9 protein-coding genes and 1 pseudogene are annotated in these 13,640 nt (G+C 49.4%); all 10 read left to right on the forward strand.

The window, feature by feature from the left end; genetic code table 11:
• Positions 1–54 precede the first annotated feature (54 nt).
• Positions 55–1,407, forward strand: a complete 1,353-nt coding sequence (locus ACFFK0_RS05765; protein WP_377469007.1) for a peptidoglycan-binding protein — start codon at positions 55–57, stop codon at positions 1,405–1,407.
• Between the two features lie 249 nt (positions 1,408–1,656).
• Complete coding sequence (locus ACFFK0_RS05770; protein WP_377469008.1) at positions 1,657–2,610, forward strand: ABC transporter permease; 954 nt, start codon at positions 1,657–1,659, stop codon at positions 2,608–2,610.
• A gap of 20 nt (positions 2,611–2,630) precedes the next feature.
• A complete protein-coding gene (locus ACFFK0_RS05775) occupies positions 2,631–3,509 on the forward strand; it encodes a carbohydrate ABC transporter permease (protein ID WP_377469009.1) in 879 nt (292 codons plus the stop codon).
• A 37-nt stretch (positions 3,510–3,546) separates the two neighbouring features.
• On the forward strand, positions 3,547–5,058 hold the full coding sequence (locus ACFFK0_RS05780) for an extracellular solute-binding protein (RefSeq protein WP_377469010.1): 1,512 nt from the start codon (positions 3,547–3,549) through the stop codon (positions 5,056–5,058).
• Positions 5,059–5,185: 127 nt separating this feature from the next.
• On the forward strand, positions 5,186–6,568 hold the full coding sequence (locus ACFFK0_RS05785; protein ID WP_377469011.1) for a cache domain-containing protein: 1,383 nt from the start codon (positions 5,186–5,188) through the stop codon (positions 6,566–6,568).
• Complete coding sequence (locus ACFFK0_RS05790) at positions 6,517–7,386, forward strand: helix-turn-helix transcriptional regulator (RefSeq protein ID WP_377469013.1); 870 nt, start codon at positions 6,517–6,519, stop codon at positions 7,384–7,386. Before ACFFK0_RS05785 ends, ACFFK0_RS05790 begins: the two co-directional genes overlap by 52 nt.
• A 190-nt stretch (positions 7,387–7,576) precedes the next feature.
• Positions 7,577–8,278, forward strand: a complete 702-nt coding sequence (locus tag ACFFK0_RS05795) for an ABC transporter ATP-binding protein (RefSeq protein ID WP_377469014.1) — start codon at positions 7,577–7,579, stop codon at positions 8,276–8,278.
• Positions 8,279–8,280: 2 nt separating this feature from the next.
• Entirely contained in the window at positions 8,281–10,608 is a 2,328-nt protein-coding gene (locus ACFFK0_RS05800) for an ABC transporter permease (protein WP_377469015.1), read from the forward strand.
• A gap of 87 nt (positions 10,609–10,695) precedes the next feature.
• The gene (locus tag ACFFK0_RS05805) at positions 10,696–11,961 is read left to right on the forward strand and encodes a hypothetical protein (protein WP_377469016.1); all 1,266 of its coding nucleotides are present in this window, start codon (positions 10,696–10,698) and stop codon (positions 11,959–11,961) included.
• 140 nt (positions 11,962–12,101) lie between these two features.
• Positions 12,102–13,028, forward strand: a pseudogene (locus ACFFK0_RS05810) (transposase); the annotation flags it as partial.
• Positions 13,029–13,640: the final 612 nt, after the last annotated feature.

A 13,640-nucleotide genomic window follows, 5' to 3' on the forward strand; every position in this document is an offset into this window, starting at 1 on the left:
ATGATGTATAAATTAGACAGATGTTATTTTCTTGTGTAATCAAGGGGGGATTGTATGGAGACATCGAATAATCAGTTTCATGGCACAAGATGGCCGGCACTGAATGTTCCCCAGTACGACCCGCAGCATACACAGAAAGCTGCTCCGGACATATTTTCTCTTATTGCTAGGGAAATATGTTTAGGAAGACTATGTCACTTTTATTGGGCATCTTATGCGAATGATGGTAATTACAGGCTTGTACAGCTGTGTGGATTTGATGGTTATGCGGGAATGGTTTATATCAACGAAGTAACCGGGCAAGGCTATATGCCTGTCCAGATCCCGTATCCTTACTTGTCCGGCTTTCAGTACTTAGGCGCAACCCCATATTTGGCTCATCGTCAAGGCGAATTGTCAGAGCGCAGCAGCGTGACGACCAAGGAAACGATCGGCTACGTGTATGACGATGTACTGAAGCAAAGAATAGCGGTCTACAGGCTTCCTGGCAAAAAGGGAGTATTCTTTTCATCCAAATTGCATGTAGACGCAGATGGCGCTTATTGGGCTTACCATCCAAACGACTTGGGGAAAAAATGCAATGCCTACCCCAATGAGCCGGAGAAATGGATGGGGCTGGAGTGTTTGGCGCATGCAGGAAGTCCGGGCAATTGGTATGGCTTGGCGACGGACGTCCATGGCCGGCCATATATCCAAAGAAATACAGATCCCGCTCCGGGCTACTATGTTTCCCAAACAACGCTTTCGGAGGCGGGACTGGAAAATAGAAATCCAAAAAAATACGTCGATGCCGAAACCATCCCTTATTTTGTACTTCCAGCCCCAGCATTCAAAAAATGGATTGCAGGAGGGGCGAAAATCAACATTGGGGATCTTGGAGTTGTCATCAATCAAAGGAACGGCAAAATGGCCTTTGCGATATTTGCCGATACTTGGCCGCAAAGTGCAGGAAATCGATTAGGAGAAGGATCAATGGCTCTCGCATGCGCCCTGGGCCTTGGCCGTGATCCCAAATTACATGGCGGTACGGAACATGCTGAAATTATTTATCTTATCTTTCCGGGTTCCGGTAAAGGGCCGAATACATTAAGAACACTTGATGAAATCAATGAAGCTGGGTCGAAGGCATTGGAAGCATGGGGAGGAGTAGAGCAGCTGAGGGCTGTGGTATCCGTACCGGCTTCGATCTCCCTCGGGAAATGCCAACCCACTCTGCGGAAAGGGGAAAAGGGGGAATATGTGAAGAAGCTTCAAAAATCCCTCCAAACAGCCGGATTATATCCCGGAGAGATCCACGGTTATTTCGAAGATCAAACGGAGCTGGCGGTAAAGAAATTTCAACGAGCGAATCGTTTGAATGAGAGCGGAACGGTTGACCAAGCGAGCTGGGACATTCTTGATCGGTAATTGTTGATACAGGAGTATGGGCTGCTTCCTCGAAGCAGCTCTTTTTTGCGTACAATCAACGTCATAGCAAGCAAAGACAACGAGTGCAACTCATGACTATTTTCCGGGAAATATCGACTTCTGCATCAACCGAACGGTGATCTGAACAACCAGGGACTATCGACGGCAATTAAAAACGGGGGATATGATGGAGCTGCAGTTTCACAGACATAAACGGATCTCACCGGAAATTGAAAGGAAGGAAGCAGCATGCAGACAAGTATGAAAGCGCGGGTCGCTGCGTCTACGGCTAAGAGGTCGTCGACCATGATGGGCAGACTTATGCGGAACCGATGGCTTTACTTTATGGTTCTCCCCGGCCTACTGTACTTTCTCATTTTTAAGTACTGGCCGATGTACGGCATCTTCATCGCATTTAAAGACTATCAGCCCTATTTGGGCTTCTGGGACAGTCCGTTCGTAGGTTTCAAGCATTTCGAACGGTTTTTCGGCGATTCCAATTTTCTCGTTCTGTTTCGCAATACGTTAATACTGGCAGCCTACAATATCTTGTTTTTCTTTCCGCTTCCGATTGTGATCGCCCTGATGCTCAATGAGCTGCGGCATGAATTTGTGAAGCGGTCCGTGCAAACGCTGGTCTACATCCCGCACTTCATGTCCCGGGTTGTCGTTGTAGGGATTGCCTACATCTTCCTGACGACGGAAGGCGGTCTTGTCAACGAGGTGCTGGTACGCTTCGGCGCAGAAAAGATTAATTTTCTCGTGAGCAATGAATGGTTCCGGACGATCATTACAGCCGAGGTCATTTGGAAAGAGACGGGCTGGGGCACGATCATTTTCCTTGCCGCGCTGGCCGGCGTCGACCCGCAGCTTTATGAAGCGGCTCGCATGGACGGAGCGAATAGGCTTCGCCAGCTGTGGCATATTACGCTGCCGGCGATTCGCAGCACGATCGTCATCCTGCTCATTCTGCGGCTGGGCCATTTTCTCGATACCGGCTTTGAACAAATTTTCCTGATGCTGAACGCAATGAACCGCGATGTCGGTGAAGTATTTGACACCTATGTCTACTCTGTGGGGATCAGCCAAGGACAGTACAGCTTCAGTACGGCGGTCGGCTTGTTTAAATCGGCGATCGGTTTGATTCTTGTCGTCGTAGCTAACCGTTTGGCGAAAAAATTTGGAGAAGAAGGAATCTACTAGGAAAGGAGCGTTACCGCGCCATGCCGATCAAACAAAGCTGGGGCAGCCGAATCTTCGATAGCGTGAACGTCACGCTGCTCGCCATATTCGCTTTGCTTACCGTCATCCCGTTCATTTATGTGATTGCCGGCTCGTTCGCCACGCAGAAGGAATTGATGCTCCGGGGATTTATCCTATTCCCGACAGAGTTTTCTCTGGATGCGTACAAGTATATATTTTCCACCCAGACGCTTGTCCGCAGCTTGGGGGTTACGATATTCATCACAATTGCGGGTACGCTGATCAATATTTTCTTTACCTGCTTGATGGCGTATCCGTTAGCCCGCAAAGATATGGACTTCCGCAAACCGATCTTGATGATGGTCGTGTTCACGATGCTGTTCAGCGGCGGCATGATCCCGACGTTCCTGGTCGTGAAGCAGCTGGGCATGATCGATTCGTACTGGTCTTTGCTGATTCCTAACGCGATCAGCGCCTTCAACCTCATTATTATGCGTAACTTTTTTCAGCAGCTGCCGGACGGCCTGGAGGAATCCGCCAAAATCGACGGCTGCAACGACCTTGGGATATTTTTTCGGATCGTGCTTCCGCTTTCGATGCCTGCGATCGCCACATTCTCCTTATTTTACGCGGTAGGTCATTGGAATACGTTCTTCAACGCCATTCTGTACATCAACGACAATACCAAATGGCCGATCCAGGTGCTCTTAAGACAAATTGTGATTTTGGCTTCGGGCGGGGTCGGGGACTCTACGGCAATGGAAGCGGATTTCGTCCCGCCTGAGCAGTCCGTGAAAATGGCGGTTATCGTTGTCTCTACTCTGCCGATCTTGCTGGTGTACCCGTTCTTGCAGAAACATTTTGCCAAAGGGGTACTGCTGGGATCGGTTAAGGGTTGAAGATATAATAGTAGACGTAAAAGGGAGGATATTAGACATGAAGAGAACCATTCGCAAAACCTTGGTTAGCAGCGGTGCATTGCTGGCATCTCTGGCATTCGTGATTAGCGCCTGCGGAGGCAAGGAGCCATCCGCTGCAGGGCAGAGCGGCGAAGCGGCCGGGAATCAAGGTCCGCTTAATCTGACGATGATGCTGCCATCCTACTTTCCGGAGCAAATGCCTGCGGATAGCTCGGTGATGAAACAGCTCGAGGAAAAGACGAATACCAAGCTTACGGTGTCATGGGTACCTTCCACGACCTATACGGATAAACTGAGCGCTACCGTTGCCTCCGGCGAGCTGCCGAAAACGTTTGTCGCGCTGGAGCCGAAGGCCTCCTTCATTGTAAACGCCGCCCGTACCGGCATGTTCTGGGAAGTCGGCCCTTATCTGAAAGACTATCCGAATCTGAGCAAAATGTCGGACATCGTATTGAAGAACGTATCGATCGACGGCAAAGTATACGGCTTGTACCGCGAGCGGGATTTGGCGCGCTTCGGTCTGATGATCCGTCAGGACTGGTTAACGAATCTGGGGCTGCAGCCGCCGAAAACGTTGGATGAGCTTTACAATGTGCTGAAAGCCTTTGCAACGGGAGATCCGGACAAGAACGGCAAACCAGATACGATCGGACTCGCGGTGGGCATGCAGGGCAATAACATCGCAGGCTTTAAAGACATACTGGCTTATATGGGCGGCCCGAACGAGTGGGAGCTGAAGGACGGGAAGCTCGTTCCGGCCCACATGACGCAAGCTTATATGGACACATTGAAATTCTACAAGAAATTGTATGACGAGAAGCTGATCAATCAGGACTTCGCGATCGTTCAAGACGGCCGGTCCGTCATGTATAAAGGCCAAGCCGGACTTTGGATCGACAATATGCTGGACGCCAAGAATATCGAAGACAACGTGAAGAAGGTCGTTCCGACGGCCAAGATCGATTTGATCAACCGCATCTCCGGTCCGAAGGGCGAAAGAACCCGGGCCGGCGCCGGCTACTTGGGCTTGTACATGATACCGAAGACGAGCGTGAAGACCGAAGCCGAGCTCAAGCAAATTTTGACTTACTTCGATAAGGTATCCGAGAAGGACAATCAAAATCTGCTGAAATACGGTGTCGAAGGAAAGCATTACACGATTGAGAACGGCAGCTACAAGCCGAATCAGGATGCGAAGATCAAGGCTGAGATGAATGACAGCAATCAGTTTATGATTTTGCAAAATGAAGTGGTGACCTACGGAACCGATCTGGAGAAGCTCATTGCGAAGAAATTCCAGGACAACGCAACGATGGCGGTTTCGAATCCTGCCTCGCCGTTTATCTCCAACACGGAGATTGAGAAGGGCAAGGAGCTTTCCAAGATTATTGCGGATGCTACCGTCAAATTCATCATGGGCTCGCTTAGCGAGGCCGACTGGCAGAAGGCGGTCGAGAAGTGGCAGCAAAGCGGCGGGAATAAGGTCATCGAGGAAATGAATGCCGAATATGCGAAAGTAGCGAAGTAATGAGATAAGTTGTTGGAGGAGAGGGAGATAACGCCCTTTCCTCCTTTTTTCCATAAGGTTTACGTAGTTAACTTCAAGGTTTTCATGTAAACTTGTAGCACAGACAGGGCAACGACTTGGAGGAGACATGATGAGATTTCGGTCCTCGTCGTATTTATTGAAGCTAATGCTATTTTCCATCTTGGTCGGCACGATCCCGGTCATTTTGCTCGGTACGTTTGCGTACTACAATTCCTCCCGAGCCGTACAGGATAAAGTGAACGAGAGCAATAAGCAGCTGTTGCAGCAAATGCAGATGCGGGTCGAACAGACGCTCAGGACGATTGACAACTCGGCGACGCAGCTGCTGCAGTCACCCGTAGTGACCGGCGCTTTCGATCAACCCTTGACGAATCATGATTTCGAGCTGGTGCATGAGCTGTATAAAGGCATTTCGCTGATTCAGACGTACGAGCTTGGCATCAAGGATGTTTATCTGTACAGCTTGGACAAGAAATGGATCGTCTCGGGGGAGGGAGTTAACGAATACAGCTCCCCGGAATTCAGGCCGCAGCTGGAGCAGTTTTCCCGCGGGGAGGCAGGCTCGTTCTGGACCACCGGACCGGATGATTTGCGAATCTATTTTGTCAAGAAGTACCCCTTTAACGCCGTCAATCCCAAGGGGATGATTTGTGTCGTGCTGTCGTCCAATGTGATGAAGGACATGGTCCCGGATCAGAACGGCAAGCTCGGCAACACGTTCATTCTGGATCGGCATTTCCAAATCATCGATCACCGCGACCGTACGCAGCTCGGTGGCAGCATGGCGGGGCAGCCGTTCCTACAGCCGCTCCTCGACACGGAGCAAGCTTTCGGCCAATATGCCGCCGAGCTGAATGGAGAGAAAGTAACCGTTACTTACAGGAAGTCCTCCTATAACGGCTGGAGCTATGTTTCCGTAGCTTCTAACGAGCAGGTGAACGAACAAAATAAAATTATCGGCTGGATTACGTTACTCGCCTGCATGGCGATCCTGCTGGTTACTCTCATTCTTGCCTGGTTCGGGTCGAAGCGGATGTACAGTCCGATTCAATCGATCTATACCGCACTCACCAGCATTCCCTCATCCATCGATGAGGGGAAGCCGAGCGGCGAGCTCCAGGTGATCGGGGAACGCGTCGACTATTTGATCAAAAATCAATCCCTCATTATGAACGAGCTGAAGGGGCAGCAGGTACAGCTTAAGGAATTTTTCATGCACAAATTGTTTGACGGCACCATTCACCCGGCGGATTTTGAAGCGAAATTGAGCTTGTACGATGTGGAGCAGCCGTGGCCTGCCATGTGCGTGCTCGCCGTTCAGATCGACACGCTGAAGGATACGAGGTTTGAAGAGACGGACCGCGATTTGCTCATGTTCGCCATTAACAATATGGTTCGTCGAAAGAAGGAGCGGCATTCAAGGAGCAGATGTTCACCTTGGCCGACGAAATCCAAAAAGCGATCGTCCAATACTTGGATATCAAAGTGAGCATAGGCATCAGCCGTCCCTTCAGCACGCTTGCGGAAACGCAGCTGGCGATGCATGAAGCGATGACCTCGCTCAAGTATAGGGTAGGACTCGGTCAAGAATCGATATTGTTTATTGAGGACGTTCAGCCGCAGAGCAATTTGTACAGGTTTCCCTATGAAGGGGAGCAGGCATTGTTCGATGCGATCCGGGCGGGAAACGTTGAACAATCGGAGCTCGCTTTGAAGCATTTTATCACGGAGCTGTTCGAATCCCATATGAAGCATCAGGATTATCAGCTGTCTTTACTGCGGCTCTTGGTCGACCTCCTGAAATTCGGACAGGAAATGTCCCTTTCCATGGAACGCATTGTAGAGGATGAGGCCTCGCTCATTCAGTCTTTGTTCAAGCTTAGAGACGTCAAGGATATCGAGCATTGGTTCTGGTCCAAATTCGTCCATCCTTACTTCCGGGAGCTGAGCAACCGCCGCGACAGTCAATTCAAGCATATCTCCGAAGCGGTCATCGATATGATTCACCGGGAATATGATTCGGAGCTGACCCTGGAGGAATGCTCTTCCCGCATTAACTATCATCCGCACTATGTAAGCCGGGTGTTCCGCCAAGAGACCGGCGTCAACTTCAGCGACTATTTGACGCAGTATCGAATCGACACAGCCAAGAAATGGCTTACGGAGTCCGATATGAAGATTGTTGAAATTGCCGAACGGCTCAGATACAACAACTCCGCCAACTTTATCCGCTCCTTTCGTAAACTTGTCGGCATGACGCCCGGGCAGTATCGCGAGGAGAGGATGGGCAGCCCGGAGCGTCCATGATGATGGAGTAACCTATACGACAAGTCCGCCTTCCTTCACGGGAAGGCTCTTTGTCGTGAGAACGCCCGGCCTATGCCCGACCTTAGTCCAGCAGAAGAAAAGTCTGCAGATGGATGTTCTCCTTGACTTGGATTCGTATAATCGACTTGACTGTGCGGATCATCTTATCCAAATCTGGGGAGTTGAGGAAATGGGTTTCATCGAATTCAAGCAAGTAACGAAGGAATACAAGATCGGAGAAGTGCCGATTAAAGCGCTGAACGGTGTTGATTTTTCCATAGCGGAGGGAGAATTCGTCGTCATCTTGGGAGCAAGCGGCGCCGGGAAAAGCACGATTCTGAACATTCTCGGCGGGATGGATACGGCAACGAAAGGTCAAGTGTTTGTCGGCGGTCAAGAAATTACCCGATATAACGAAACACAATTAACGCGGTATCGCGGCGAGAAAGTCGGCTTTGTATTCCAATTCTATAACTTAATTCAGAACTTAAACGCACTCGAGAATGTGGAATTTGCCGCTGAAGTATGTCACAACCATCTGGATGCCAAACAGATTTTACAGAAGGTAGGGCTGCAGCATCGGATGAGAAACTTCCCTTCCCAGCTCTCCGGAGGAGAACAGCAGCGAGTTGCGATCGCTAGAGCCGTTGCCAAAAATCCCTTGCTTCTGCTCTGCGATGAACCGACCGGGGCTTTGGATTATGTGACAGGCAAGTCCGTCTTAAAGCTGCTTCAGGATTTGAACAAGGAAACGAAAAAGTGCGTCGTAGTCGTTACCCATAATACCGCCATTGCTCCTATGGCCGATAAAATTATTAAGGTGAAAAGCGGGACGATCGAAAGTGTCGCCATGAATGAAACCAAACTTCAAGTTGAAGAGATTGAGTGGTAATCATGAAGCTATTTATCAAATTCGTGAGGGATCTGAAGCAGTCGATCGGACAATTTGCAGCGTTTGTTGCGGTGGTCGCGGTAGGAGCGTTTTTCTATGCGGGGCTGGTCACCTATAGCGATAATCTGAGTAGCTACACGCAGGCCTATTTCAAAGAACATCATGTAAGCGACTTAAACGTATATTACAGTCACATTTCCAAGCGCGACTTGGCTGATTTCAGCAAATTGGAAGGTATCCATAACATCGAAGGGCGGTATACCTTTGATGCCGCGCAAGACTTTGAGGATCGTAAAGCTGCATTAACGATTCATTCGATCCCCGTTCATAATCAAATCAATACCCCGGCCCTGCTGGAGGGGAAGCTCCCGTCGGCAAAGGACGAGATTTTGGTAGATTCCCATTATGCGAAGGCACATCATATTGGGGTCGGCGATCCGATCCAAGTCCGTGTGAATGAAAAACAGGTGATGTTCACCGTCAGCGGCTTGGGCGAGAATGCCGAGCATGCCAAAAAGAACGACATCCAAGACCATGAAAACTACGGTTTCGCTTATATTTCCGAAGCCGCCATATCTGCTGTCGCAGACGGCATCATTTATAACGAAATCATCATCGATGCCGAGGAAGGCTACGATATCGACGAACTAGGCCGGTCCATCGAAGCACGATCCAAGCAAAAACAGCTTCCTTATCTAAGCCAGGTAAGCAAAGAACGGATGTTCAGTTATTCGAAATTACAGGAAACGATCTATAACAATGGTTTGATGAGCAAGGTGATTCCTTTCGTTCTGTTTGTGATTGAAGCGATGATCCTGTTTCTTGCCATGTCGAGGCTGATCGATTCGCAAAGAAATCAAGTAGGGATGATGAAGGCCTTGGGTGTCAGGAACAGCAGCATTATGCTTCATTACATGGGATACCCCGTGCTGGCGGGAATCATAGGCTCTATCATCGGCTGCGCTATTGCCGCAGGTGTCTTTGTTCCTTTCGTAACGGCGTCGAATGCGAGGGCCTACGCACTGCCTGGAATTACGTTCCAGCTATCCGTCTTTTCGGTCATTCCTCCGATCCTGTTCTCCAGCGCGTTTGGGGTCGTTGCCTGTTACTTAAGCGGCCGGACGATATTGAAAGAACGTGCGGCCCAGGCAATGCGTCCGAAACCGCCGAAGAAGATGAACAAGCTGCTGATCGAAAGCGTTCCGGGGCTTTGGCGCCGTATTCCCTACAGCTACAAGCTGATATTGCGAAATATCGGATTAAATAAATCCAAAGCGTTAGCAAGCTCGGTCGGAGTTGTTGTCAGCACGGTGTTACTGATTACTGCTTTCGGCACGCAATCGGCCCTGCTCAAAGTAGCCAGCCAGATTGAAGCTGCGTATGACTATGATTTGCGGGTCGATTACGCGCTGGGAACGGCCGCCGATTCGGTCGAACTGCCCCCCGGCATTCAAAGCAGCTATTGGTTATCCACGCTTCCCGTTGAATTCCTCAAAGGCGACGCTAAAGAGAATGCCATTCTAATCGTTACTGAGGAAGAAAACAAACTCATTCATTTCCTTGACGAACATGACAATTGGATACAGTTGGAAAATGGTGGTGTGTTGGTGCCCCAATCTTACGCCGACAAGTATCGTATTGCGGAAGGGGATATCGTCAAGCTGCAGTTTACAGCGCCGGAGCTTCAACAAAAGACGGTCGAAATGATGGTAGCCAGCATATCTGCACAATATTCGAATCCGTCGTTTTACTGCACACCGGCCTATCTAAAGAGCCTCGGCATCGACTACAGTCCAACCTCGCTTTTAGTGAAGGCGAACAGCGGGGCGGATCTGATCAGCGTTCGAAGCTACTTTGAACAAGATCCTCAAGCAGATACGATTGCAGATCGGAACGATCTCAAGAAATCGGCCGATTATATATTGAAACAAAATAGCTTTGTATTTATTATGTTTATCATTTGTGCGGTTATCTTGTCGTTCGGCGCCATCTATACGATATCTTCCATCAACATCTATGAACGCAATCGAGAGCTCGCGACGCTCAAGGTGCTTGGCTATCAAAAAAATAAAATCAACAGGCTCATCTTTTTGGAAAATATGATTCTCACCACATTTGCGGTAATCGCAGCTTTGCCGGTCAGCGGCTATATGTTTACATTGATTATAGGAGCGTTGTCGAGCAGCCATCAACAAATCCCGGATCAATTAGATGTAGGGATCATGCTGGTTTCCGTCATGCTCGCCTTCGTGCTTACCGCTCTATCCAACCTCCTGCTTAGAAGTAAAGTGAGCAAAATCGATATGATGGGGTCGTTAAAAAGCTACTAGCCCGACAAGCGGCGGGAGTGTTCAAAGGCGAACGTATGTGCTATAATGCTGGTATATATATTCCAAATGTTATAGAGGTGTGGTAACGTGTCCGAGCTTCCTTGGATGGCGATTGAGGACGAGGCGGTTCACAACAGTCGGGATGTGATTCAAGTATCGATTAGCGCTGCGGACTGCTCCGGCGAAGCGAATGCTCGTATAACAAACCCATTGCTTGCGGCACTGCAAAGTCTCATTTATTCGCTGGATGACAGCTGGAAGGGAAGCCGAAGGAAGCCGCCGGCTTTCATTCCGGCTGACAAAGGTATGTATGAGTCGGTGCGCGGTATTAACGCAATCCGGCTATTGTCAGGCGGAACCGCCGATCTCTTCGGAATTACGCCGGTCACTCACGCGTTAGGCGGAACGTCTCAATTACTTCTTGATACACGGGATTTAACCGTCCTGCAAAGACGGCTTGTCACTATGGCTGCCGGAACGGTGCTCGCATACGAACGGTTCCTTCACGAGTTGCTGGAAATTCCGGCTTCGATCGATTGGGAATGGGCTTCGCCGGGCGGTGAGCGGAGCTCTCTGCATTTGAGTACCGAACAGCTGCAGAACGCTCACGCAATGATCAATGAAATCGTCGTGACGGAAGAAATCGTCCAGGTGAAGGGAAGTTTGACGGCAATCAACCTGGCAAGAAAAACATTTACTTTGGAAGCGCAGGACGGCCAGGTATACAAAGGCCGCGTGTCGGAACCGGTTCGGAAACAATACAGCGGTGAGAATCATGCGTTCGAGCTGCCGGTCAAGGTGGAGGCCGTTATCGAAAGACGAATCAGCAGTCAGGCCAGCATTCAGACGGAAACCATTGTCGATACGCTGGCAGAGCTGGATACCCATCTGGGACTGGATGTCCAAGAAACGCTGTATTCTTGCAAGGAGCTGTTCCGCCCGTTGGATACGTTCGTGGAAGGCGATAGTGAAGTTGCCGCGGGTTCGATTCTATCGCTCGATGAATATACGGAGCTTGCCAAACTGCTTGACGATCTGGCGGGCAGCAATCCGACGAAGGGAGCGCGGCGATTGCTAAGCCCTTCCGATATGATACAGGCGAAGGAGCTTTTGTCGGAAGGGAAGCCGATTTGCAGGCTGGTAACGTTTTGTGCGCAAATGGCTCTAGCCCATCATGACTTCGCCGATGAATACGATGTGAGTTCAGCCGCGTACGGAAAGCAGCGAACGCACTCTAACAAGCTGACCATGCTGATCGCCGACGCTTATCCGGATTATGTGAAATTGCGGAAGCTGATGTTGAACATGATCCATGCACTGGAGGCTGGAGAACATCATCAAGTGCACGGCTAAGTGTACATCCGTAAGAGGCTGTCCCAAAAGTCATCGTAGATGACTGAGGGCAGCCTCTCTTTTCATTTTGTACAAAAAAAGAAACCGTTCCTTGGTAAAATGGAAGTTACCACCTACCATTTACGAAAGGATTAGTTTCTTTGTACATTCAATATACCATGGACCAACTTTGCTTGCCAATGGATTTGGAGGAGGACATTCCAGCTAATCACCTAGTTCGAGTCATTAATGCCGCAGCTAACCTCCTCGACGACGCTATCTTCAACGCGGCTTACCCCGGAGGCGGACGAGATAGCTATTACCCCAAGATGCTCACCAAAATTATCATCTACGCTTACTCGCAGTGCATCTACTCCTCACGTCAGATCGCCAAAGCCGTACGCGAGAACATCACGTTCATGTGGATCGCTGGCAGACAGAGATCGGACTTCCGCACCATCAACCGGCTTCGCTCGGAGCGAATGAAAAATGTACTGGAGACCGTGTTTACTGCAATTCTTGAATTCCTGGTTGAAGAGAACTACTTGCAGCTGGAACACTACTTTGTGGACGGCACCAAGATTGAGGCCAATGCCAAACGGTATACATTTGTTTGGGGAAAGGCCGTCGTGAAGCAGAAGGTTAAGCTCCAGGAAAAAGTGCAAACCTTGTTCGATGCAATTGAGGATGCCGTAAAGCAAGAAAAAAGAACACACTGTGGTCAGGTTCTTCTAGAACTGGGCGAATCCTCCGCCATCAATAGTGAAAAACTGGAGCATGCTGTCAAGCAATTGGAAGAGCACCTGCAGGAGAAGCCCAAAGGCGAGCAGCTAAAGAAAGCGGTGCGTACACTCCGCAAGGACTTGCTTCCTTGCCTTCATAAGTACGAGACTCAAGAAGCGATTTTAGGCACTCGGAACAGCTACAGCAAAACAGACCATGACGCCACCTTCATGCGAATGAAAGAAGACCACATGCGAAACGGCCAGCTCAAGCCGGGCTACAATGTGCAGATCGGCACCGAAAATCAATTCGTTGTCGGTTACAGTGTTCACCAGCGACCTATCGATACGCGCTGCATTATTCCTCATCTCGAAAAAGTAAAATCTAATCTAAGCGAGAACAAGCCGCTTAGCTTTATTCTGTATATCTACTTATTTTCATGCTGAAGGTGTTCCAAAAGCTGCTTTTGGGACAGCCTGTTTGCCTTCTTGGAAATGTTCTTGTAGACGGATTGCAGCCACCTTTCTTAATGAACTTACGTTTGTGTGCTAGAGCGGCCGTTGCTCGATTTCCCTGTTGTCTTAATGTTAAAAAATGAATCAATCTTCAAACCCTTCCTGGCATTGTTTACTTGCAATGAGGGTTTTTTTACCGTTGATTGAATCCAAGTGATATTGAACTAACCCATGTGCAGCAATCCGGGTGATATTGGCAGGGTAATTACGTCTCATTTGTTCTAACAGTGGCCTTCACGGCTGAATGCAGCAGACTTCTCGAGTGCGTTCTTCAATGAGCCTGCGGCGATACCGGACCAATTCTCTCAGCTCGAGTTTACATTAAAGATGAAACAATAATTGTGGGTTTATTATCTGAATATACAATAATAAGTCCCTGTGACGGTATTGGTCAAGCCCCGATTTTGTAGACATTGAAAAAAGCCCTAGGCTGCGAGCTGGCGTCGGTACTCTAACGGCGTC

Origin of the sequence: Paenibacillus chartarius (assembly GCF_042432825.1) — a bacterium.
GTDB lineage: Bacteria > Bacillota > Bacilli > Paenibacillales > NBRC-103111 > Gordoniibacillus > Gordoniibacillus chartarius.